This window comes from Blautia segnis (assembly GCF_014287535.1).
GTDB lineage: Bacteria > Bacillota > Clostridia > Lachnospirales > Lachnospiraceae > Blautia_A > Blautia_A acetigignens.
Map to the genome: position 1 here is coordinate 31,299 of NZ_JACOOT010000027.1, position 22,609 is coordinate 53,907.

Sequence of the window (22,609 nt, forward strand, 5' to 3'; positions counted from 1 at the left end):
TACATCCTCCGTTCTTTTTTGCAGATACCATCTGTTCGAAATTTGATGATCTGCCAGACAAATCACCGCACTCTCATATTAGGACACTGCAAACTGGCTCTCATACAGGTTCGCATAGAAGCCCTTCTTCGCTAACAGTTCCTCATGCTTGCCCTGCTCAATAATATTTCCATCCTTCATAACCAGGATCAGGTCAGCCTCCTGAATGGTAGAGAGACGATGGGCAACAATAAAGCTGGTTCTTCCCTCCATCAGCTCTGCAAAAGCCTTCTGGACTTTCACCTCTGTACGGGTATCAATAGAAGAAGTCGCCTCATCCAGGATCAGCATTGCAGGATGCATCAGCATAACCCTTGCAATACATAAAAGCTGCTTTTGTCCCTGGGAAATATTTCCGCCGCCCTCAGAGATCACTGTATCGTAGCCATTTGGCATACGCTTGATAAAGCTGTGGGCATGGGCATGCCTGGCCGCCTCCATTACCTCCTCAAGAGTCGCATCCGGCTTGCCGTAAGCAATGTTCTCACGGATGGTTCCAGCCTTCAGCCAGGTCTCCTGAAGCACCATACCAAAGTTTCTTCTTAAGCTGTCACGGGTCAGCTCCTTTACCGGATGTCCGCTGACCAGAATCTGTCCCTCATCCACATCATAGAAACGCATCAAAAGATTGATCATCGTTGTCTTGCCGCATCCGGTAGGACCTACAATGGCAATTCTCTGTCCCGGCTTCACGTCAATGGAAATATCGGTAAGAAGCGGAACCTCTTTTCTGTAGGAGAAAGAAACATTCTCCACATTCACTCTTCCGTCTGCCTTTTCCAGTTCTATTGCACCCGGCGCATCCGGCTCCTGTACCGGAGTATCAATAAAGTCAAACAGTCTCTTGGCACAGGCAAGGGCATTCTCCAGCTCCGTAACAACGCCTGAAATCTCATTAAACGGCTTGGTATACTGGTTGGCATAGTTCAGGAAGCTGGTAAGCTGTCCCACTGTCATGCCGCCCCTGATAACGGTAAACGCACCGAAAATTCCAACTGCCGTATAAACCAGACCATTCACAAAACGTGTGGACGGGTTGGTGATCGAGGAGAAAAAGATTGCCTTAATACCGCAGACCCGAAGCTCCTCATTCACCTTGCCGAAACGCTCATTCGCTCTCTCCTCATAGGAAAAAGCCTGCACGATCTTCTGATTTCCCACAAGCTCCTCCACAATGGAAGTCATCTCGGCTCTTTTCTCAGACTGCTCCTGGAACATGCGGAAGGTTCTGCCCGCAATAAAGCTTGCCACAAACAGGGAAATCGGGGTAAGCAAAATAACGATCACCGCGATCTTCACACTGATGGAAAGCATAAATCCAATGGTTCCAAAAATCGTCAGCACACCGGTAAACAACTGGGTAAATCCCATAAGAAGTCCGTCGGAAAACTGGCTGACATCAGACACGATACGGCTCAAAATATCTCCCGGCTGGTTGGCATCGATATAAGATACCGGAACCTCCTGAAGATGGGCAAATGCCTGGCTTCTTACATCCTGTACCACGCTGTAGGTGACCTGGTTGGTCAGAAGGTTCATCACCCACTGGGAAACTGCATTTCCTATAACAACCACCGCAAGCGTGCCAAGAACCTTCAGAAGTCCTGCCACATTTACATTTCCCGGACCAACAATATTATCCACTCCATTACCAATCAGAATCGGTGTATACAAAGTAAAACCAACTGTGACAAGCGCTGTCAGAAGCATAATAATGATCTTTGCTTTGTAAGGGCTGATAAACTTCAACACCCTTTTCATGGTATCTTTATTCTTTCCCATCAGCGGTTCACCTCCTGCTCGGAAAGCTGTGACAGACAAATTTCTCTGTAAACCTCACAGGATTCCATAAGTTCTTTGTGCGTTCCCACGCCTACCAGCTCCCCATCATCCAGAACCAGGATCTTGTCTGCCTGTTTGATGGAGGTTGCTCTCTGGGAAACAATAAATACGGTCATTCCCTTGGTCTGCTGGTGAATAGCATGACGAAGGGCTGCATCTGTAGCAAAATCAAGGGCAGAAGCACTGTCATCCATGATCAGGATCTCAGGATCTCCCACCAGTGCTCTTGCAATGGTAAGACGCTGGCGCTGGCCGCCGGATAAATTGGCGCCGCCCTGGCTTACCATAGTGTTCAGCCCCTCCGGCTTGCTGTTTACAAAATCACTTGCCTGTGCAATGGAAAGGGCGCGCTGAATTTCTTCCTCAGTGGCATCCTCCTTGCCCCATTTCATATTGTCGCGGATGGTTCCCTTAAACAGAACTGCCTGCTGCGGCACCATTCCCACTTTTTTACGAAGCTGGGAAAATGGATATTCTTTTGCATTATTTCCGTCAATTACCACACTTCCTTCAGACGCATCATAAAAACGGGGGATCAGGTTCACAAGTGTGGACTTTCCGCATCCGGTACCTCCGATGATACCGATGGTCTCACCCGGCTTTGCAGTAAAGGAAATATGGGAAAGTGCAGGCTCCTTGCTGCCTGCATAGGTAAAGCTTACATCCTCAAATGCAACTCTGTCTGCTTTCGCCTTCTCCTGCTGCGTGCTGCTGCCCTCATCTGTAAGAGACGGCTGTGTATCCAGAACCTCGTTAAGACGCACGCCAGAAGCCATAGCCTTGGTAACTGCCACGATCAGGTTGGCAAGTGCGATCAGAGCGATCAGGATCTGGTTCATATAGTTTACAAGGGCAACCACCTCACCCTGTGTCAGGGTACCGATGGAAACCTCCTTGCTTCCATACCACAGGATTCCGATAATGGCAAAGTTCATGATTACAGTAGTTGCAGGATTTAAAAGCGCGGAAATTTTACCTGCTGTCACCTGAACCTTGGTGTAATCATCATTTACCTGGGAAAATTCCTTATACTCTTCCTGCTGTCTTCCAAAAGCACGCACCACTCTGGCACCTACATGGTTCTCTCTGGTGATCAGGGAAATGCGGTCCAGGGAGGACTGTGCCTTTTTGTAAATGGGAACGGTGGTTCGCATAATCGCATAAATCACAACCGAGATCAGCGGCACTGCGATCAAAAAGATCAGTCCGATCTTCCAGTCAATGGTAAAGGACATGATCACCGCACCCACAACAATAAAGGGGGAGCGAAGGAACAGACGAAGCACCATGTTGACACCTGTCTGTGCCTGGTTTACGTCATTGGTGATCCTGGTCACAAGGGTCGGGGTTCCAAGCTGGTCTAATTCCCTGTAGGAAAGCTTGCTGATATGGGCAAACATTTCCTTACGAAGGGCCGTACTAAATCCCATGGCAGCCTTCGCGGAAAAATACTGGGCCGTAAGCGCACACACAAGTCCGATCACGCCAAGCAGTACCATGATCACGCACTGATGCCAGATATAGGCATTATCCTGGTTCTTAATACCGATATCCATAATATTTGCAACAACCAGAGGCACGATCAGCTCAAAGGTAGCCTCCAGCATTTTAAACAAAGGTGCCAGAAAGCTCTCCTTCTCATAGCCCTTCAAAAATCGAATCAGCCTTTTCATTTCTTCTTATACTCCTGAGTTCTTCCGTATAATTTGGTCATGGCTTTGATCTGCCCGATTACCTCATCGGTCAGCTGTCCTCTTCTGAGACGCCATTTCCAGTTATCGCCTAAAGTAGAAGGCGTGTTCATTCTTGCCTCATTTCCAAGGCAGAGATAATCCTGCAGCGGGATCACGCAAAGCTCAGCCACACTTGACTGGGCAGCACGGATCAGTCCCCAGACGCACGCATCTGCATCCTTATTCTCGCATGCAATGTACCGTTTCACATAATCCAGATTGGACTTGGAAAGTCCTTCCAGCCAGCCTTTGGTGGTCTCATTGTCATGGGTTCCTGTATAGACAATGCAGTTGCTCTCATAACGGAAAGGCAGATAAACGCTTTCCCCGCTCTCGTCAAAGGCAAACTGCAGCACCTTCATGCCCGGGTAGCCGGAATCTGCAAGAAGCTCTCTTACCGTATCGGTAAGGAAGCCAAGATCCTCTGCGATCACATCCAGATTGGAAATATTCTGCTCCAGAACCTTAAACAGTTCAATTCCCGGTCCTTTCTCCCACTTTCCATTCTCAGCAGTCTCATCCTTATAAGGAACTGCCCAGTACTCATCAAAGCCGCGGAAATGGTCGATACGCACCTTATCGTACAGCTTCATACAATGGGACATGCGAAGAATCCACCACTTATAGCCTGTTTTCTTATGGTAATCCCAGTTATAAAGGGGATTGCCCCACAGCTGTCCGGTTGCGGAAAAAGCATCCGGCGGGCATCCTGCCACAGCTACCGGCGCAGCGTCCTCATCAAACTGGAACAGATCCGGGTTTGCCCATGCATCTGCGCCGTCAAAGGCAACGTAAATGGGCAGGTCTCCAATGATCCGGATATCCCTGTCATTGGCATATTTTTTCAGCTGGCTCCACTGGCGGTAGAACCAGAACTGCTGGAATGCATAAAAGCTGATATCCTCCCTCAGCACCTGTCTTGCCTTTGCCAGTGCCTCCGGCTTCCTGGTCTTAAGCTCTTCCGGCCATTCATTCCAGGAAATGCCCTCCAGGCTGTCCTTCACTGCCATATACAGGCAGTAATCCTCCAGCCAGAAGCCCTGCTCCTTCTCAAAAGCTTCCATCTCCTCACGGAGCAGCTCAAGCTCTTTCTTCTTTGTATCCATCTGGTAAAAACGGTGATAGGCCTTGCGAAGAAGGGCAAATCTGGAATGGTAGATTTTCTCATAATCCACATAGCTAAGACTTCCGCCCCAGTCGCACTGCGCGCACTCCTGTGCTGTCAGAAGATCTCTCTGGATAAACTCCTCCAGGTCAATAAAGTAAGGGTTTCCTGCAAATGTGGAAAAGGACTGATACGGGGAATCTCCATATCCGGTAGGTCCAAGTGGCAGAATCTGCCAGAATTTCTGTCCTGCTTCTGCAAGCTGATCTACAAAAGCGTACGCTTCTTTAGAAAAGCATCCAATTCCGTAGTTGGAAGGGATGCTGGATATCGGCAACAAAATACCGCTGGCTCTCATCATGTGTTCCTCCTGTCTGTTACTGTTTTTACAATAACCGTTATCTGTTTATTATACAGCTTCCATGCATCCCCGGTCAATATAAATAAACCCGGATTGATAACACACTTTCCCAAAAACGGATGCCTCATCTGCAAAAAATCGCAGGCATCCGGAAAATTCCCGAATGCCTGCTGTATTTTACGTATGCGTAAAACCTTATATTTTCCCTGGATTATTTCTTGGTTGTATAACCGAAGAAGAAGTATCCAAGTGGTGTGTAGTACATACCGTCAATATCCGGATTGAGCATGTATGGCTGTGTATAGAAGTAGATCGGAGCAAGTACGCTGTCCTGTCCAATAAGGAGATCCTCAGCTTCGTGGAATGCTTTCATACGCTCTGCTGGATCGGAGGTAGCTTTTGCTGCATCGATAGCTGCATCATAGTCCGGGTTGGAGTACTGAGCGTCGTTGTTTCCACCGTCTGTGTACCACATATCCAGGAAGGAGCAAGGATCATTGTAGTCTGCAATCCAGCCGTTACGTGCAATCTGGAAGTTTCCATCTTTTCTGTTCTGAAGGAATACGTTCCAGTCCTGGTTGTTCAGATTAACAGTTACGCCAAGCTCTGTCTGCCACATGTTCTGAAGAGCCTCACCGATCTTCTTGTGGTTATCAGCTGTGTTGTACAGATACTCTACAGTTGGGAAGCCTTCGCCGTTTGGATATCCGGCATCTGCAAGAAGCTGACGGGCTTCTTCACAGTTCTTCTCATAATCCTCCTCGGAAATGCTATAGTAAGAGCCGCCTACTGTACGGAAATCATCACTTCCAGGACCAGCTGCATCGTTTACACCGTTCGGAACATATCCGTCAGCCGGAACCTCACCAGCCTGGGAAACGTTCTCTACAATGTAGTTACGGTCAATTACAAGAGAGAATGCTTTGCGGATATTCGGGTCAGAAAATACCTCATCCTCTGTATTGAAGCATACATAATATGTTCCAAGATAGTCTCCGATCTCAAGCTCTCCGGAAGCAAGGTATGTCGGGATCTCATCTACAGGAAGGTTTTCGATGAAGTCAAGCTCTCCGTTGTTGTAGCCTTTGAGCATAGCGTTGTTATCATCAAGAAGAGTAAACTTGATGGTATCCGGTCCAAGATTGTCATAATCGTAGTAGTTCTCATTTTTCTCCATGGTAATGTAAGCGTTATGAGACCACTCTGTCATTTTATAAGGTCCATTGCCAATGTAGGTGCTTGGATCAAATGTCCAGTTGTCACTTCCCTCAACCATGTCCTGACGAACCGGGAAGGTTGCCGGGAATGCCATGATTTCTTCAAAATATGGGCAGTCATAGGTAAGATTAATCTCAAGAGTCTTATCATCAACTGCTTTAATTCCAAGGGTATCCGGTGTTGCACTTCCGTCAGCAACTGCGTCATATCCCTGAACCATATCGATCATATAGCAGTAATCTGCTGCTGTTTCAGGATTTGCAAGACGCTGCCATGCATAAACGAAATCACCAGCTGTTACATCCTGTCCATCAGACCACTTAATTCCATCACGAAGCTTAACTGTGTAAGTTACAGTACCATCCTCGTTCTCTGTCTTTTCCCAGGACTCAGCCTGTCCAGGAGCTGTAATGGCATTTCCCTCACCATCATTTACCCATTTAACAAGGCCCTCAAACATATGGTTGCACATAATTGCTCCATCAACAGCAGAGTTCAGTGCCGGGTCAATAGTCTGTGGTTCAGATGCAATGCAAAGATTCAGGTTAAATCCTTCGTCAGCTGCTGTATCCTCAGCGAATACCGGTGTTGCAGCCATGCTTATTACCATAGCTGCTGTAAGTGCCATAGACATAAATTTTCTTCTCATTACATTTCCTCCTTTTTTGCTTTTTCGCGCCGCATGAGAAATGAGAACCGACGCATGTATTAAGCAGTTCTCCTTTATGGAAAACCTAATACCAAAATTATAATTTACTTATCCAGCAGATGACATGCAGCCCAGTGACCCGGCTCATGTTCCTTGAATACAGGAGTCTCCCGGCTACACTTTTCGGTAGCATAAGGACACCTGGTATGGAAGCTGCATCCGCTTGGCGGATTCATAGGACTTGGTACATCCCCTTCCAGAATAATACGTTTTCGGGTTCTGCTAAGCTTTGGATCCGGTACCGGAACCGCAGAAAGCAGTGTTTGCGTATAAGGATGAATCGGATGTCTGTTTAGCTCATAGCTTTCTCCAAGCTCCACAAGGGAACCAAGATACATAACACCAATTCTGTTTGAAATATGACGGACAACGGAAAGATCATGTGCAATAAACAGATAGGTCAAGTCCATTTGCTCCTGCATATCCTCAAGCATATTCACCACTTGTGACTGAATCGAAACATCCAGCGCAGAAATCGGTTCATCGCATACAATGAATTCCGGTTTCACTGCAAGTGCACGGGCAATACCAACCCTCTGCTGCTGGCCACCTGAAAACTCATGGGGATAACGGTTTGCGTGCTCTGTATTAAGTCCAACCTGTGCCAGAAGCTCCTTAATCATATCTGCACGATCTTTTTTGCTGGAGGCAAGCTTGTGAATATCAATTGCTTCTCCGATAATCTCGCCGACAGTCATACGTGGGTCAAGAGAAGCAGACGGATCCTGAAAAATAATCTGCATTTTTCTTCTGTATGGAAGCATTTTTACTGCTTTTGCTTTTCCAAGAGGTTTGCCGTCTTTATCAAGTGGATTATCGTATATGGTCTCTCCATCATAAATAATTTTTCCTCCGGTAGGCTCATACAGCCGAAGAATAGTTCTTCCAAGTGTTGTTTTTCCACATCCGGATTCTCCTACAAGACCAAGTGTTTCTCCTTTATTGATAAAAAGTGAAACATCCTGTACAGCCTGTACCACCGGTCCCTTTGCACCATTTATCGGAAAATATTTTCGTAAATTCTGAATTTCAAGAAGTTTCTTTTCTTCTGCCATTATTTTCCCTCCTTGTTCATAAGCTCCTGAACACGAAGCCAGCAGGCAGAGCGATGTTTCTCGCCCACTTCCACGTAAGGAGGCATTTTCTTCAGACAGATCTTCATGCAGTGCTCACAGCGGGGAGCGAACGGACATCCCTCTGGTGGATTCAGCATATCAACCGGTGTTCCCTCAATAGGAATCAGACGTTCATAGCTCTCGGCATCAACACGAGGCATAGAACGAAGAAGACCTTTTGTATATGGATGAGCAGGCTCATAGAAAATATCATCCACAGGTCCCTGCTCTACAATCTTACCTGCATACATTACCGATACCTTATCACAGATGTCTGCAACAACGCCAAGATTGTGCGTAATAAAAATTATTCCCATTCCTGTTTTCTTCTGAAGATTCTTCATCAGATCCAGGATCTGAGCCTGAATGGTAACATCAAGTGCTGTGGTAGGCTCATCTGCGATCAGCAACTGCGGATGACAGATCAGTCCCATAGCAATCATTACACGCTGACGCATACCGCCTGAAAATTCATGAGGATACTGCTTCATACGCTTCTCTACATTGTTGATTCCTACCAGCTCCATCATTTCCATGGCACGCTTCTGTGCTTCTTCTGCACTGATTTTTTTATCATGGGCACGAAGAGCCTCAACCAGCTGGTTTCCAATGGTGTAAACCGGATTCAGACAGGTCATGGGATTCTGAAAAATCATCGCTACTTTATTTCCGCGAAATGCAGTCATTTCATCCTTTGAAAAAGAAAGGACATCCTTTCCCTCGAAGGTGATAGATCCTCCGATTACCTTGCCTGGTGACTGAAGAAGCCCCATAATAGAATATGCTTCCTGGCTCTTTCCAGAACCGGATTCTCCAACCACGCCCATAACTTCGCCATAATCAAGATCATAAGAAATACCGCCAACAGCCTTTACTTCTCCTGCCGGAGTAAAGAAGGAGACTTTCAGGTCTTTTACTTCCAATAATTTATTTTTCTGTTCAGACATTTTTCTCCTCCTCTCTTATTTCTTCAGCTTCGGATCAAGAGCATCGCGAAGACCGTCGCCAAATAAATTGAAGGCAAGAATCATAATACTCAGGATCACAGAAGGCACAATCAATCTGTAAGTATAGGTGTACATACCACTTAGTGCATCTGTTGCCATGGAGCCAAGGCTTGGAAGCGGTGCAGAGACACCAACACCAAGATAGGATAAGAAGGACTCCAGGAAAATAGCAGAAGGAATCTGCAGGCAGGTAGTAACAACGATCTGTCCGATACAGTTTGGAAGCAGATGGCGACGAATGATTCTGCCGCCCGATGCGCCAAGTGCTCTGGCTGCGGTTACATATTCCTGCTGCTTCAGCTGAAGCACCTGACCGCGGATAATACGGCTCATGGTTACCCAGTACAAAAGACCAAAGGCAATGAACATGGAAATCAGATTAGGTCCAAGAACATTAACAAAGGATTTCAAAGGACCGGTTCCTGCAGAGTTTACATAGTCAGTAAGAATCGGCTTCAGTGCAGTTGCAATCAAAAGGACAACAAGCATCTCAGGAACCGCATAAATAAGCTCTACAATACGCTGCATTACTGCGTCAACCTTACCTCCGCAATAACCAGAAATTGCTCCGTAAAGAGCACCGATCACAAGTACAAGAATAGCGGCAAACACACCAACGGACATGGAAACTCTGGCACCGTACATAACACGGACCAGAATGTCACGGCCATACATATCCGTACCAAATACATGAGGAAATACGTTTTCCCCATTTGCTTTACGCTCAAGCTCAGCCTGAGAATAGCCGAAAATATGCTTTTTAATTCCAAGCTCCTTACGGACGGAATCCTCATCTACGCTCTGATCCTCAGAAGAAGAATCTGCCGGCTTTGCAGCAACTTTTGCCTTCGCACGGATAACGGCTTCGTCCTTCTTTGTAAATTTCTCACCTTTTTTCTCCGCTTCAGCCTTCGCCTGTGCGATCATCTCATCTACATCGACCACATCAGACTGAGTTCTTGCAGCAATCTCATCATTCACACGCTGCTGATCTTCTAAAGTATAGTGATATGGGTAAAGATTCTCAGCACCCTTGTTAAACTCATCATATCCATAGGGAATCAGAAGAGGTCCCACAAAAGCAAATAAAAACAGGAACACGATCACACCAAGTGCAACCATAGCTACCGCGTTCTTTTTCAGTCTTCTCCAGGCATCCTTCCAGTAAGATACGCTCTGGCGGTCCTGAATGAAATCGTCCTTCTCCTGTCTGGATGCAGCTGTAAAATCATCCGGGACAAGCTCCTGAAGAAGAGTCTCAATATCCGGCTGAAGGCTTACCGGACATTTTTTGATTTTCTTATCTTCTGTCATAATCATTCTCCTCCTTTCGTAAGGCTGATTCTCGGGTCAGCCACCTTATAGAGGAGGTCTACAACCAGGTTCATCAGAATAATAAATGCTGCCAGGAAAATGGTTGTTCCCATAATAACCGGATAATCACGGTTCTGGATGGACTGTACAAAGTAACGTCCAAGTCCCGGAATGGAGAAAACACTCTCTACAACGAAACCGCCGCAAAGGGTAAAAGCCACCTGGGGTCCTAAATATGTAATAACCGGAATCAGGGCATTTCTAAGAGCATGCTTAAAAATTATCTTTTTGTTTTTCAGACCTTTGGCACGGGCTGTCTTAATATACTCCTGACCTAAAGAATCCAGCATAGCTGAACGTGTCTGACGGGCTGTATAGCACATAGGATAAAATCCCAGGGCAAAGCAGGGCAGAACATAAGCGCGCCATCCCTGTGACGGGTCAAAAATAGACGGAAACAGATTCAGTGCATTGTTTCCAGTAAGTGTAACCAGAAGAACAGATGCCACAACAAAGCTTGGCATGGAAATTCCAAGTGTACAGATCACGCGAAGGATACTGTCTGTAAGCTTGCCGCGCTTAAATGCTGCAAGACATCCAAGAGGTACGCCTACCAGGATCGCCCAGAGGAGCGCAAGCGCACCTACCTTGGCAGATACCGGAAACATATCCACAATAATGTCAAGAACTGCACGGTTCTTCTGCATCTTAAGAGATACGCCGAAATCACCGTGAAGAATATTTTTCAGATACATAAACAGCTGTACATAAACTGGCTTGTCCAGTCCGTATTTGGCATTCAGTGCTGCAAGTGTGGTTTCAGAAGGTGTCTTTTCACTGAGCCATGGGCTTCCCGGTACAGCATTCATCAGCAGGAATGTCAGACAGGCTACCAGAAAGATCGTCAGGATTGCCATTCCCAGTCTTTTTACAAAGTACTTTCCCATTTTTCCTCCTTAATTCACCTGGTTGAAATCTTTCCTTCTTTAATTTCTGACCAGGATTCATTTTTAATAAGATATGAAAAAAATTATAGCATCTTCGTTCGCTTTAGGCAAGTAACTTTTTAAACTTTAACAGGGTGATATTGTAATTTTTTAAGTTTGTAGTACGCTTACGCGGCACTGCCATAAGTTTTTTAGGCACATATTGCAATCTGGCAGAAGCATTTTCGAAAATTTTTCTGTTTTTGTCAGTAAAAAAGGAAGAGCACCATAGGGTACCCTTCCTGTTCCGTTCTCACCAGTTCACCTTTTGCCTCATCCGGCTCTGTATCCTTGCCGCAGCTGATCAGAAAAGCCACGCACAGCAGGACAAGCAGCAAAATCCAGCCTCTTTTTCTCATAGAAATCTCCATTTTCCAATAAACCTCTTTCGTCGTTGCCTCTTATATCCTCATTATGCTCCAAATGGATTTTTCTATGCAAAACATTGATTTTCTGTTTTCTCCCATTCCTTAACGCTTCTGAACAGGTGCTCTTCTTATCAGAAGCCTTTTTTCCTTATGTAGAATGCAATATCGTGATAAACCCGTTTCTTATCAGTCTCATTGAGGATCTCGTGGCGCATGCCCGGATAGAGCTTGCCTTTTACGTCCAGATAACCTGCGTGGCGCATATCTTGCACTGCTTTTGCGAAATGGCGCACATTGATCATACAGGGATCGTCTGCACCGCTTACAAAAAGCACAGGCATTTTCGGCTTTGTGCAGTGCCAGTGCTTCACATCGTAGGCTCGCTTCATCAGCTCGAAAAGTGCCAGGTAGCCATCGTCTGTGAAAGTAAAGCCGCACAGCTCAGAATCGGAATACTCCTGTGCCGCTGCCTTATTGGCACAGATCCAGGAGGTACAGTTCTGGTCCTTACGAAAACGCATTACATTTCCGCCAAAGGACAAGGCCTCGATCACATGGCTTCTGTGAGTCGGGCCGAAAACAGTGCTCTCCGCATGGGCCAGTGCCACCCCTAATGGCCTTGCTGTATTTTTGCTTGGGGAACCGCAGATGATCAGCATATCCATGCAGTCATCATGATCCCTTGCAAAAGCCCTGACTGCCAGGGAACCCATGCTGTGACCGAACAGGATCAAGGGAAGATCCGGAAGCTGCTGGTGCATTTCCCGGTTCACCACCTCAATATCCTTCAGAATGGCATCTGCACCGCCGCCATACATATAACCAAGGTCATCCATGGCGCGGACGCTTTTCCCATGGCCTCTGTGGTCGTGGATCACGCATACATAGCCTCTCTTTGCCATGTATTCCATAAATGGAAGATAACGCTCCTTGTATTCGCTCATGCCGTGAACAAGCTGCAGGATTCCCCGGTAAGGCGTCTCGTCCGGAACCACTGCCAGAACGGAAATATCAAGGCCGTCCGCCTCGGATTCTATATAAGCTTCGTATTTTGCACTCATAGTTTTTCCGCCTTTCTTTTTTTCTTAGTATAACATGGACGCCCCTGTTTTTCCACTATTTTGACATGCCCTCCTTTGGACAAATGCTTTGACACAAATCTTTTCGTATACTATAATGGAAGCAATTCCAGCAACGAAAAGGAGGAAACATGAGAGAGCCACAATTAAATACCCCGGATGAGCAGTCCGTTCCCCGTAAAAAGAAAAAAAAGGGCAAGATTGGGCGCGTCCTGATTCTGCTTGCCCTTATCCTTGTGATCGGAGCAGGCGTGGGATACTATTTCTACGAGCGAAGTCAGCCAGCCAAAGAACTGGAGACATACCTTACCGCGATCCAGTCCCTTGATCTTAACGCCATGCAGTCCCACCTTCAAAGCGCCGATCTGTCTGCTCTTGACAATGCAGATGTGACAAATGCTGCATACGAAAGCTTTTTCAAGTCCATCAATGCCAAAATGACCTGGTCCATCACTAAGACCAGCTTTAGCTTCCAGAATGGAACAGCCGATGTGACAGCACGCATCCGTTATATCGACGGCTCTGATATTTACAGGGAAACGGTCACAGAATTTCTTCGTCAGATCGTGTCCAGCGCCTTTTCCGGCGAAAGCCTCACAGAGCAGGAGACACAGGAAAAGCTTGCCGCGATCTTAATGGAAAAATCAGACAGTCTGGAGGATAAATTCAGCGAGGCTGATATCACTTATCCTATGATCAAGGTAGACGGCCAGTGGAAGGTCACTTCCCTGGATGATGAGACTGTAAAGATCATGTCCGCAAACTTCAAAAGCGTGGAAGACGAAATCAGCCAGACCTTAAGCGCTTCTTCTGAAGAGGCAGATGGCTCTTCTTCAGAAAATGCCCAGGCGCCTGCTGCTTCAGACGGCACCATTGATCTTTCAAATGAACGTTTTTCCATTCACTATACCAGAAATGTAGTCTCCACAGACTTCGGCGGTGAACCCTGTCTTCTTGTTTACTACGACTACACCAACAACGGTTCCGGTGCTTCCAGTGCCATGGTGGATGTGAACCTGACCGCTTACCAGAACGGTGCTTCTCTTGAGGCCGCCATTCCGGCAAACAGCGACAGCGCCATCGATGCCTTTATGAAAGAGATCCAGCCAGGGGAGACCGTGAATGTATGCCAGGCCTTTTCCCTGAAGGATATGAGTCCGGTTACCTTACAGGCTGTGGACGCTTTTGGACTGGACACCAGTGTAACAGCGGTGCAGACCCTGAACCTGCAGTAAAAACTGCTTTTTACTTTTAAATTTTAAAATGCGCGAAAATCTTTTAACTGGATTTTCGCGTATTTTTTATGCATATTTTGCGAAAAAGAAGAGACACTATGGATACGAAAGGATGGTGACTTATGGGAAATAAATTTTTGAGATGTTTTTGTCTGACGCTTACCATAATCGGTGCAATCAACTGGGGACTGATCGGATTCTTTAATTTCAATCTGGTGGCCCTAATCTTTGGAAGCATGAGCTGGATTTCCAGAATTATCTATGCACTGGTGGGACTTAGCGGCCTGTATCTGCTCAGCTTCTATGGAATCATCTGCGCAGACGAGGCAGACGCATAAACCCAGGCAACATAGGCTTTTTTCAAAACACTCTTTCATCTTATGAATATGCAAAAGCAGCCTGCACTTCGCGGATCGAATCCCAAAGCGCAGGCTGTTTTCCTATTATAAACAAAAAACCAGGAGCAATATGTCCTGGTTTCTCAAGAGCGATAGACGGGGCTCGAACCCGCGGTCTCGACCTTGGCAAGGTCGCGCGTTACCAACTACGCCACTATCGCACAAGCGGGTGATGGGAATCGAACCCACGTATCCAGCTTGGAAGGCTGGTGTTCTACCATTGAACTACACCCGCACATCTGTATTCAAATGTGCCTGCCTGACTTTCGTCAGAAGAGCGATAGACGGGGCTCGAACCCGCGGTCTCGACCTTGGCAAGGTCGCGCGTTACCAACTACGCCACTATCGCATAAGCGGGTGATGGGAATCGAACCCACGTATCCAGCTTGGAAGGCTGGTGTTCTACCATTGAACTACACCCGCACATTTGTGCTTGTCCGTCACAACGAAGCTTAGTATATCCGATGTGGACGGATTTGTCAATAACTTTTTTGAAATTTTTTCAAATTTTTTCTTTTGTTTCTAAGATTGACGCAATAGAACTGTTTTTAGGGGATTTCCAGAAGAGCCAGACCCCTGCTCCTACACCCTAAAGTGTGTTTGAAAAAGGCTCTGGCTCTCATTTATCACTTTCCAAATCGATTTTGCCAAGATCAGTTCTCCCAGTCCCACACATTGGAAGTCTCCACGCAGGTGCGCGGCTTCTTGATCACAAGCTCCGGGCTCTTGGCGCTTACCTTGGAGTTCGCCGGGATGGACTCTGTAATGAAGGTGTTACCGCCGATGATGGTATTTTCTCCAATGACAGTCTCACCGCCAAGCACGGAAGAATTGGAATAAATGGTCACATTGTCCTCAATAGTAGGATGACGCTTCACACCGGACAGCTGCTGTCCCTTTCTGGTGGAAAGCGCACCAAGAGTCACGCCCTGATACAGCTTCACATTATTTCCAATAGTAGTAGTCTCACCGATTACCACGCCGGTTCCATGGTCAATGAAGAAGTACTCTCCAATGGTGGCACCTGGGTTGATATCGATTCCTGTATGGTCATGTGCATACTCTGTCATGATTCTGGGAATAAAAGGCACCTCCTCCAGATAAAGGATATGGGCCAGACGATACACATAAATTGCCAGAAATCCCGGATAGGAGAAAATAATCTCTTCCCTGCTCTTGGCAGCCGGGTCACCGTCAAAGCCTGCCTGCACATCCTTCAGAAGCATTTCCTGCACATCCGGCAGCTGTTCAAAAAAGCTGGCTGTTACCCTGGCAGCCTTGCCGCATGCGCTGGCAGTATCCTCGCCCACATAGAGAAATGCAGTCTCAATCTGCTCCTTCATACGGTCAAACAGGTCGTTCAGCAGATATCCGGTGTAATGCTCTGGAAAAACCGCCGCGCCGGAATCAATGTCAAAATATCCCGGGAAAATAACGGATCTCATCTCTTTCACAATATCAATAATCGCCGCACGGACAGGAAGGTGTCTTCCACTCTTTGTCAGAAACAGCTCTTCCTTGCGGTAATTGGCAGTCAGACGGGCTACTGCATTCTCTATGGATGTCTTCTTATCACTCATAACTGTTCTCCTTATTTCACGAAAGCAGATATGCTCCCGCCTATTTTCTATATAGTATGCCGGATTCTTCCGGCATGATTGCCACAAATGGTTACCTTCCCATAATATTACACTATTGTTTTCCCGTCAATAATAAAAAAAGGATTGACCTTTCTCCCATCCCCCGATATAATGAGAAATGTCGTGGAGATGTACCCAAGTGGCTGAAGGGTCCGCACTCGAAATGCGGTAGGTCGGGCAACCGATGCGAGGGTTCAAATCCCTCCATCTCCGCTTTTTGCTATTATGCACAGCACTTTGTCCGCCAGGTACACCGCTTTTATAAAAATTTTCGCGAAATCTAACATTTTATCTTGACAAGTGTGCCTTTTGTATGTATAATTGCAACAGAAGCAAAACATAGGGGATTGGTCAAATGGTATGATAGGGGTCTCCAAAACCTTTGGTGGGAGTTCGATTCTCTCATCCCCTGTTCTCCAACAAGTCGGAAAGCTTTCTAATCAAAGTTTTCCGGCTTTTTGCTTTATCTATTCATAAAAAATATGGGAAGAAATCCACCATTGCGATTTCTTCCCGTTTTTTATTTCTTAAGAAGCATGAGATGCTCCGGCGGAAAATACAGATACGCAGGTACCCGATCCTCTGTTTTCTCCTGGAAATCTTTCTTCTGGCACATCCACCAAAGGGGTGTGCTTCCATCGGCTTCCTTATTGCGGATCAGATACTGATGCTCAAATGTATTCTCAATATATTCCTCCACCTGCACGGCCATTACATTTTCCCCGCTCTCATTGGCAGGACGCATCCAGTGGCCGCGTATTCCCACATGGGTGATCTCATCGGAAACTTCCTCCTGGATATGAAACATCAGCTCCCAGTCAAGGGCATACACCTGATGCGGTCCCATCTTCTGCACAGCGGAAAAATTCTTGCAGCCGGTAAGCTTAGCAGCCTCCAGATACTGTGGCTTCTCAAAGATCTGCCGTGTCTCTCCCGTCAGGATCTCCTTGCCATTATGCAGCAGCGTCAGCTGACTGCAGAACTTGTACGCCTCATCCCTGCTGTGGGTAACCATGATCATGTCACCCTTATAGTCCTTCAGGAAATTCTGCATATCCCTCTGTAAAATATCTTTCAGATAACCATCCAGCGCAGAAAACGGCTCATCCAGAAGAATTACCTCCGGTTCCCCGATCATCATCCGCGCAAGGGCAACTCTCTGCTGCTGACCTCCGGAAAGCTGAGACGGCAGATGCTTCTCAAGCCCCTCCAGATGATAACGTTTTATGTAATCTGCCACTTTCTCGGCCATTTCATTTTTGTCCCCGCGGAATCCGCAGGCAATGTTCTTCTCCACTGTCATTGTAGGAAAAAGGGCATAATTCTGAAACAGGTATCCCACCCGTCTCTCCTGGGGACGCAGATTGATCTTCTGCTCCGAGTCAAAAACCGTTCTTCCATTTATCACGATCTTCCCGGAATCCGGCGTCTCAATTCCCGCAATACTGCGAAGCGTCATGCTCTTTCCGCTTCCGGAAGCTCCCAGGATTCCCATGGTTCCGTCCTGCCCCTTCAGCTTTACATTCAGGGAAAAGCCTTTGAAATTTTTCTGAATATCAAGTTCAATCGCCATTATATCCACCTTCTGGTCTGCATTCCTCTGCCGGAGACAATATTGATTGCCGCAACCACCAGGAATGAGATCAATATAATTACCACAACCCAAAAGCCAGCCATATCAAAGTTTCCAGCTGCTGTCTCTGAAGCGATGGCAACTGAAACTGTCCTTGTTTTTCCAAGAATGTTGCCGGCAAGCATGGAGGTAGCGCCGTATTCTCCGATTGCACGGGCAAAAGCCAGCACGGTACCGGATGCGATTCCAGGTCCTGCTGCAGGCATGATCACCTTCCAGAAAATCCTGCTCTCACTCATTCCCAGAGTCCGTCCTGCATAGATCAGGTTCACATCCACCTGCTCGAAAGCAGCTCTGGCATTTCGGTACATCAAAGGAAACGCGATCACAGAAGCCGCGATCACACAGCCTGTCCATGTCTGTACTACCTTGATATCAAAATTTTGAAGCAAAAATTTTCCAAAGGGTCTTTTCAGGCTGAAAAGCAAAAGCAGACAAAATCCCGCTACAGTAGGCGGAAGAACAAGGGGCATAGTCAGGATGCCGTCCATAATAGCCCTGGCTCCTGGTTTTAATTTCATGATCTTCCTTGCGCAGAATACACCCAGGAAAAAGGCGATTATGGTTGCCACCACACCTGTTTTCATGGAAATCCATAACGGGGTCCAGTTTATTTCACTGAGAAATTCTCCCATATTATTCTGCTGTATCCTCAGCTGCCTCTTCTGTCTCTTCAGCGGCATCGTCAGCCTGGGCATCATCAGCATTCTCATCTGTTACATAAGCTGCAAATCCGTATTTCTCAAATACTTCAAGAGCCTCATCAGACTGAAGATACTCAAGGAATGCTGCTGCAGCTGCCTTGTCATCATCGCTTGCTTCCTGGTCTTCTACAAGTCCTACCGGATAAAGTACAGGTGTCTCAAGGCTTCCAGCCGGTGCCTCTGCGATAATATCAACGGAATCTGCTACAGAAGCTGCGTCAGTGGCATAAACGATACCAACCTCGTTGCTTCCCTCACTTACAGCCGCAAGTACTTCAGTCACGTTCTTGCCTTCGTTGATCTCCATCTTGTTTACTTCGTCTGTAATTCCAAGATTGTCAAAAATCTCACGGGAATACTGTCCAACCGGAACATCCTCGCCTGCAAGTGCAAGGTTGGCAGCGTCTGTAATATTCTCAAAGCCTGTTACCTTAGTCTCGCCATCCTTTGGTTTGATCAGGACTACCTTGTTTTCAAGAAGATCTACAACGGAATCCTTGTCTGCAAGGCCTTCATCTACCAGCGCATTCATCTGCTTCTGTGCTGCGGAGAAGAAGATATCGCAGCGTGCGCCTTCCTCAATCTGAGTCTGCAGTGTGCCTGAGCTGTCTGCATTGTAAAGGATCTCAACGTCCGGATATGTCTCATTGAAGTTCTTCTGAAGCTCTTCCATGGCATTGTTCAGGCTGGCTGCAATAAACGCGTAAACCTCGCCTTTCAGCTCCGGAGTCTCAGCCTCAGCAGATACTAAAGTGATACCAAACATCATAGTTCCCATAACACCAGCCATCAGTGCTGCAAAAACTCTTTTTTTCATGTCTCGTTCCTCCATTTTCGTTTCGTTTTGTTGAGTTTTGTTCTGTTTTATCCATTATACTTGATTTGTTTTTCTATGTCAATTCCTGCGCCTGCAAATTGTACAAATTCTTTTTATCCATGCAAATATTTTTTGTAAATTTTCCTATAACCAGAACGTGTTTGGAATCGTGTCGAAGCTTGTTATTTCCCACATTCCATGCTATCATAGTAGGACAGCGAAAGCATGGAAAAACTGCTGTTTTTTGTCTTTCGCAGCGATTACTTCTGAATCAGATTTTATTTAAGAAAAGAGGATTTTTACTATGAAATTAAGCGCACGCAATCAGTTAAAAGGCAAAGTTATCAATATTAACAAGGGAGCTGTAAACTCCATCGTCACCATCGATATCGGCGGCGGAAACATCATCACAGCTACCATCTCCTGCGCAGCTGTAGAGGAGCTTGGACTTGAGGTAGGCTCCGATGCTTATGCCGTAATCAAGGCTACCAACGTAATGGTGGGAATTGATGAATAAGCTTTATACTGCCCAGGAAGTCGCAGACAGGCTTCAGATTAAAAAAACAACCGTATATGAGCTGATCAAGCGGGGAGAATTATATTCCTCCAAGGTTGGCAAGCAGCTGCGGATCAGTGAACAGCAGCTGAACCAGTATCTGGAGCACAGCAATTCCGGAAATCCCGGGAATTCTGGAGCCTCTGCTTCCGGGATTTCCCCCATGTCCAGCCTGCAGGTTCCGGAATTTCCGCCAGAAAGCTCCCTTTTGAAGCGGGATTATCTGCTTCATTCCAGCGGACTGATCCTGTGCGGACAGTTTTCCCCGGCTCTGGAGCTTCTGGTCAGCCAGATGTCCATTCATCCACAGGGAATTCCAGTGCTTCAGTCTTTTATGAACAGCTACAACAGCCTTTATTCCCTTTATTTCAAAAAGGCCCATATTGCCTGTGCCAGCCTGGATCTGGAAGATATCCGCCATCTGGTTCCCGGCACTGCACTGTCCGTGATCTGTCTTTATGAATATGCCATTGGCTTTTATGTTCTATCCGGCAACCCTAAGGGAATCACATCCCTTAATGCCCTTTCTGGAAAAAACATTACCATTGCTAACCGTGAGAAAGGCAGCACTCCCAGAATCTATCTGGACCGTTTCCTTCTTGGCAGCCAGATTTCCCCTGCCAGTGTTTCCGGTTATTCCACAGAGCTTGTGTCTGACATTTCTACAGCTGCAGCTGTGGCTAATCACAAAGCGGACACGGCCCTTGGGGAAGAATATGCGGCTCATCAGTCCGGGCTTTTAGATTTTGTTCCCCTGGAAACACTGCCCATGTATCTTGTTATGGAAACAAATGCTCTTTCCCAGCCTGGATTTGCTGCTTTGCTGGAGATCGTCCGTTCTGAGGATTTTCGCACCATCCTTCAGGGACAGACAGGATACGACGTAACCCGCACAGGAGAACTGTTTTCCCTGTAATCTTTTGCTTTAAATTCAAAAATGCGTTTCATTTCTTTGGCAGCGAATGTTTTTGAAATGAAACGCATTTTTTATTATGGAATTTTCCAATACAAATGATGTTCGGGGCAAAAGGTCTTTTGGCAGTTTAACGGCCGGAAACAATATTCTGCATCCATACGCCCTTTTTCACCAGAACGAAGCCAACAATGCATTTCAGAATATCTCCGATCTGCACCATGGTAAATACTGCCAGCACATGAAGCCCTGTAAATCGGCTGAGGCAGTACGCAATGGGCACACTGACGCACCACACGAACACACTGTCAAACAGGAATGTAATAATGGTCTTGCCGCCGGAGCGCAGAGTGAAATAAGCCGCATGGAGAAATGCATTCTGCGGCATAAAGATGGCCATGATCATAATGAAATATTTCGCCAGCTCTCTTGCATCCTGATTGGTCTTATAAAGCCTTGGGAAAAACGGCGCAACCACAAGCATCACAATCGCAACTCCCGTACAGCACATAACGGAAAATGCGATCATCTTATTATCCGTATCCCTTGCTTTCTTCATATCTCCAGCCCCCAGAAGCTGTCCCACCACAATGGCAACCGAATCTCCAAGAGCAATAAACACCACGTTAAATACATTGTTAATGGTATTGGCAATATTCTGAGCAGCTACTACATTCAATCCGCGTACAGAATAACACTGTGTCAGGATTGCCATGCCAGCCGCCCACAAGGTCTCGTTCAGAAGAAGCGGGGTACCTTTTATCAGAATTTTCTTCGTCAGGCTGGCTGGTACCTTCAAAGTGCTGTACAGCCCCTTTGCAAATGGCATTCTGTCTGTATGGGTATGCGTCCAGACAATGACAATGGCTACCTCCACATAACGGGATATAACGGTAGCAATTGCTGCCCCTCTTACTCCCAGCTCCGGGAAACCAAATTTACCATAAATAAGAAGATAGTTAAATACCAGGTTCACAAGGACAGCTGTGACGCCTGCTTTCATCGGCGGTACAGTTTCTCCGCACTCACGAAGGGTGCTGGAATATACCTGACTGATCATAAATGGCGGAAGTCCGATAAGCATAATCCAGAGATACTGCATACCATATCTGCTGGTAGCTTCTAATGCAGCTGCGCTTCCTTCCCCTTTCAGATACATGCCGATCAGAGCTTCCCCGGATGAAATCAGAAGCAGTACTGTGATAATTGTAAGAATGATTACCAGCCACAGCTTATATCGAAAAGTCTGACGCACACCCTCGTGATCCTTCTGTCCTGCATACTGAGCAGTGAAAATACCAGCTCCGGATACCCCGCCGAACAGGCAGAGGTTATAGACAAACAGCAGCTGATTCACGATTGCCGCCCCTGACATCTGCTCCGTGCCGATTCTTCCAATCATAATATTGTCCAGAAGGCTGACAAAATTGGTAATACCATTCTGGATCATAATCGGTATTGCAATTGCAAGTACCATTTTGTAAAAGGCCTTGTCTCCCAGGAATTTCTTCCGGAAGCCAGCCTTAACTGACGTGTTTTCCATTTTTCATTTTCCCCTTCCACTTTCCCTTGCAGACAGAATGTTTGTTCTGTATCTGCAGCGTAATAAATATTAAATTACTACATATTTCAGCAGAATGCAAGAGGGAAATGAAGAGAATTATATTTTTCAGCAATAAAAAAAACGATAACCAATCGGCTACCGTTTGCTTACTGTGCCTTCAAAACTACATACATGCCATATCCTTGTCTGGAATCTTTTCTGAATCATTCTTCAACCTTGCGAATAACCTGGAAGCTCCATCTCGCTTCGTTCAATGGAACGACCTGTGCGCTT

At 46.5% G+C, this 22,609-nt stretch carries 19 protein-coding genes and 6 tRNA genes; 6 read left to right on the plus strand and 19 right to left on the minus strand.

Features of this window, described 5'->3' with window-relative positions; translation table 11 throughout:
• Window positions 1-78 precede the first annotated feature (78 nt).
• The 10 genes from H8S54_RS11900 to H8S54_RS11945 form a co-directional block, all read right to left on the minus strand.
• Entirely contained in the window at window positions 79-1,821 is a 1,743-nt protein-coding gene (locus H8S54_RS11900; protein WP_186901557.1) for an ABC transporter ATP-binding protein, read from the minus strand.
• On the minus strand, window positions 1,821-3,554 hold the full coding sequence (locus H8S54_RS11905; protein ID WP_117854132.1) for an ABC transporter ATP-binding protein: 1,734 nt from the start codon (window positions 3,552-3,554) through the stop codon (window positions 1,821-1,823). Before H8S54_RS11905 ends, H8S54_RS11900 begins: the two co-directional genes overlap by 1 nt.
• Complete coding sequence (malQ, locus tag H8S54_RS11910) at window positions 3,551-5,077, minus strand: 4-alpha-glucanotransferase (RefSeq protein ID WP_117854135.1); 1,527 nt, start codon at window positions 5,075-5,077, stop codon at window positions 3,551-3,553. Before malQ ends, H8S54_RS11905 begins: the two co-directional genes overlap by 4 nt.
• 214 nt (window positions 5,078-5,291) lie before the next feature.
• Complete coding sequence (locus H8S54_RS11915; RefSeq protein ID WP_186901558.1) at window positions 5,292-6,947, minus strand: peptide ABC transporter substrate-binding protein; 1,656 nt, start codon at window positions 6,945-6,947, stop codon at window positions 5,292-5,294.
• A gap of 104 nt (window positions 6,948-7,051) precedes the next feature.
• On the minus strand, window positions 7,052-8,062 hold the full coding sequence (locus H8S54_RS11920; protein WP_186901559.1) for an ABC transporter ATP-binding protein: 1,011 nt from the start codon (window positions 8,060-8,062) through the stop codon (window positions 7,052-7,054).
• A complete protein-coding gene (locus H8S54_RS11925; protein WP_186901560.1) occupies window positions 8,062-9,069 on the minus strand; it encodes an ABC transporter ATP-binding protein in 1,008 nt (335 codons plus the stop codon). Before H8S54_RS11925 ends, H8S54_RS11920 begins: the two co-directional genes overlap by 1 nt.
• Window positions 9,070-9,084: 15 nt before the next feature.
• Entirely contained in the window at window positions 9,085-10,443 is a 1,359-nt protein-coding gene (locus H8S54_RS11930; protein ID WP_186901561.1) for an ABC transporter permease, read from the minus strand.
• Between the two features lie 2 nt (window positions 10,444-10,445).
• Window positions 10,446-11,390, minus strand: coding sequence for an ABC transporter permease (locus H8S54_RS11935; RefSeq protein ID WP_186901562.1), 945 nt, complete (start codon window positions 11,388-11,390; stop codon window positions 10,446-10,448).
• Between the two features lie 245 nt (window positions 11,391-11,635).
• Window positions 11,636-11,788, minus strand: coding sequence for a hypothetical protein (locus H8S54_RS11940; protein ID WP_021924953.1), 153 nt, complete (start codon window positions 11,786-11,788; stop codon window positions 11,636-11,638).
• Between the two features lie 140 nt (window positions 11,789-11,928).
• Window positions 11,929-12,858: an alpha/beta fold hydrolase gene (locus H8S54_RS11945; protein ID WP_021924952.1), complete on the minus strand. Its 930-nt coding sequence runs from the start codon at window positions 12,856-12,858 to the stop codon at window positions 11,929-11,931.
• 149 nt (window positions 12,859-13,007) lie between these two features.
• Between H8S54_RS11945 and H8S54_RS11950 the strand changes: the two genes are divergently transcribed.
• The gene (locus tag H8S54_RS11950; RefSeq protein WP_021924951.1) at window positions 13,008-14,111 is read left to right on the plus strand and encodes a DUF5067 domain-containing protein; all 1,104 of its coding nucleotides are present in this window, start codon (window positions 13,008-13,010) and stop codon (window positions 14,109-14,111) included.
• Window positions 14,112-14,233: 122 nt separating this feature from the next.
• Complete coding sequence (locus H8S54_RS11955; protein ID WP_021924950.1) at window positions 14,234-14,449, plus strand: DUF378 domain-containing protein; 216 nt, start codon at window positions 14,234-14,236, stop codon at window positions 14,447-14,449.
• A 148-nt stretch (window positions 14,450-14,597) separates the two neighbouring features.
• Here H8S54_RS11955 and H8S54_RS11960 read toward each other — a convergent pair.
• The 5 genes from H8S54_RS11960 to epsC all read right to left on the minus strand — a co-directional run bounded on the left by H8S54_RS11960 (window position 14,598) and on the right by epsC (window position 16,089).
• A tRNA-Gly gene (locus tag H8S54_RS11960) sits at window positions 14,598-14,670 on the minus strand.
• Window positions 14,671-14,673: 3 nt separating this feature from the next.
• Window positions 14,674-14,744: transfer RNA gene (locus H8S54_RS11965), tRNA-Gly, on the minus strand.
• Window positions 14,745-14,785: 41 nt separating this feature from the next.
• Window positions 14,786-14,858 (minus strand) — tRNA-Gly (locus H8S54_RS11970).
• Window positions 14,859-14,861: 3 nt separating this feature from the next.
• A tRNA-Gly gene (locus H8S54_RS11975) sits at window positions 14,862-14,932 on the minus strand.
• A gap of 230 nt (window positions 14,933-15,162) precedes the next feature.
• The gene (gene epsC / locus H8S54_RS11980) at window positions 15,163-16,089 is read right to left on the minus strand and encodes a serine O-acetyltransferase EpsC (protein WP_021925680.1); all 927 of its coding nucleotides are present in this window, start codon (window positions 16,087-16,089) and stop codon (window positions 15,163-15,165) included.
• A gap of 185 nt (window positions 16,090-16,274) precedes the next feature.
• Between epsC and H8S54_RS11985 the strand changes: the two genes are divergently transcribed.
• Together H8S54_RS11985 and H8S54_RS11990 are read left to right on the plus strand one after the other, a co-directional pair.
• Window positions 16,275-16,362: transfer RNA gene (locus H8S54_RS11985), tRNA-Ser, on the plus strand.
• Between the two features lie 128 nt (window positions 16,363-16,490).
• A tRNA-Trp gene (locus H8S54_RS11990) sits at window positions 16,491-16,561 on the plus strand.
• 108 nt (window positions 16,562-16,669) lie between these two features.
• On the opposite strand, the gene H8S54_RS11995 is transcribed toward H8S54_RS11990, so the two are convergent.
• The 3 genes from H8S54_RS11995 to modA are packed head-to-tail and all read right to left on the minus strand — an operon-like array spanning window position 16,670 to window position 19,303.
• Window positions 16,670-17,722 carry a sulfate/molybdate ABC transporter ATP-binding protein gene (locus H8S54_RS11995; RefSeq protein WP_021925677.1) on the minus strand — a complete coding sequence of 351 codons (1,053 nt, stop codon included), beginning with the start codon at window positions 17,720-17,722 and terminating at the stop codon, window positions 16,670-16,672.
• Window positions 17,722-18,417: a molybdate ABC transporter permease subunit gene (gene modB, locus H8S54_RS12000; RefSeq protein WP_117854137.1), complete on the minus strand. Its 696-nt coding sequence runs from the start codon at window positions 18,415-18,417 to the stop codon at window positions 17,722-17,724. Before modB ends, H8S54_RS11995 begins: the two co-directional genes overlap by 1 nt.
• A 1-nt stretch (window position 18,418) precedes the next feature.
• Window positions 18,419-19,303, minus strand: coding sequence for a molybdate ABC transporter substrate-binding protein (modA, locus tag H8S54_RS12005; RefSeq protein WP_186901563.1), 885 nt, complete (start codon window positions 19,301-19,303; stop codon window positions 18,419-18,421).
• 304 nt (window positions 19,304-19,607) lie between these two features.
• Here modA and H8S54_RS12010 point away from each other — a divergent pair, with 304 nt between their 5' ends.
• On the plus strand, window positions 19,608-19,820 hold the full coding sequence (locus H8S54_RS12010; protein WP_118579240.1) for a TOBE domain-containing protein: 213 nt from the start codon (window positions 19,608-19,610) through the stop codon (window positions 19,818-19,820).
• Window positions 19,813-20,775, plus strand: a complete 963-nt coding sequence (locus H8S54_RS12015; RefSeq protein ID WP_186901564.1) for a substrate-binding domain-containing protein — start codon at window positions 19,813-19,815, stop codon at window positions 20,773-20,775. The genes H8S54_RS12010 and H8S54_RS12015 overlap by 8 nt, the downstream gene beginning before the upstream one ends.
• Window positions 20,776-20,902: 127 nt before the next feature.
• Here the strand turns inward: H8S54_RS12015 and H8S54_RS12020 are convergent, their stop codons facing one another.
• Window positions 20,903-22,315, minus strand: coding sequence for an MATE family efflux transporter (locus tag H8S54_RS12020; RefSeq protein WP_173766732.1), 1,413 nt, complete (start codon window positions 22,313-22,315; stop codon window positions 20,903-20,905).
• Window positions 22,316-22,609 lie beyond the last annotated feature (294 nt).

Coding starts and splice junctions, on each gene's coding strand:
- H8S54_RS11900 (WP_186901557.1), bottom strand. CDS start 1,821: ATGGGAAAGAATAAAGATACCATGAAAAGGGTGTTGAAGTTTATCAGC.
- H8S54_RS11905 (WP_117854132.1), bottom strand. CDS start 3,554: ATGAAAAGGCTGATTCGATTTTTGAAGGGCTATGAGAAGGAGAGCTTT.
- malQ (WP_117854135.1), bottom strand. CDS start 5,077: ATGAGAGCCAGCGGTATTTTGTTGCCGATATCCAGCATCCCTTCCAAC.
- H8S54_RS11915 (WP_186901558.1), bottom strand. CDS start 6,947: ATGAGAAGAAAATTTATGTCTATGGCACTTACAGCAGCTATGGTAATA.
- H8S54_RS11920 (WP_186901559.1), bottom strand. CDS start 8,062: ATGGCAGAAGAAAAGAAACTTCTTGAAATTCAGAATTTACGAAAATAT.
- H8S54_RS11925 (WP_186901560.1), bottom strand. CDS start 9,069: ATGTCTGAACAGAAAAATAAATTATTGGAAGTAAAAGACCTGAAAGTC.
- H8S54_RS11930 (WP_186901561.1), bottom strand. CDS start 10,443: ATGACAGAAGATAAGAAAATCAAAAAATGTCCGGTAAGCCTTCAGCCG.
- H8S54_RS11935 (WP_186901562.1), bottom strand. CDS start 11,390: ATGGGAAAGTACTTTGTAAAAAGACTGGGAATGGCAATCCTGACGATC.
- H8S54_RS11940 (WP_021924953.1), bottom strand. CDS start 11,788: ATGAGAAAAAGAGGCTGGATTTTGCTGCTTGTCCTGCTGTGCGTGGCT.
- H8S54_RS11945 (WP_021924952.1), bottom strand. CDS start 12,858: ATGAGTGCAAAATACGAAGCTTATATAGAATCCGAGGCGGACGGCCTT.
- H8S54_RS11950 (WP_021924951.1), top strand. CDS start 13,008: ATGAGAGAGCCACAATTAAATACCCCGGATGAGCAGTCCGTTCCCCGT.
- H8S54_RS11955 (WP_021924950.1), top strand. CDS start 14,234: ATGGGAAATAAATTTTTGAGATGTTTTTGTCTGACGCTTACCATAATC.
- epsC (WP_021925680.1), bottom strand. CDS start 16,089: ATGAGTGATAAGAAGACATCCATAGAGAATGCAGTAGCCCGTCTGACT.
- H8S54_RS11995 (WP_021925677.1), bottom strand. CDS start 17,722: ATGGCGATTGAACTTGATATTCAGAAAAATTTCAAAGGCTTTTCCCTG.
- modB (WP_117854137.1), bottom strand. CDS start 18,417: ATGGGAGAATTTCTCAGTGAAATAAACTGGACCCCGTTATGGATTTCC.
- modA (WP_186901563.1), bottom strand. CDS start 19,303: ATGAAAAAAAGAGTTTTTGCAGCACTGATGGCTGGTGTTATGGGAACT.
- H8S54_RS12010 (WP_118579240.1), top strand. CDS start 19,608: ATGAAATTAAGCGCACGCAATCAGTTAAAAGGCAAAGTTATCAATATT.
- H8S54_RS12015 (WP_186901564.1), top strand. CDS start 19,813: ATGAATAAGCTTTATACTGCCCAGGAAGTCGCAGACAGGCTTCAGATT.
- H8S54_RS12020 (WP_173766732.1), bottom strand. CDS start 22,315: ATGGAAAACACGTCAGTTAAGGCTGGCTTCCGGAAGAAATTCCTGGGA.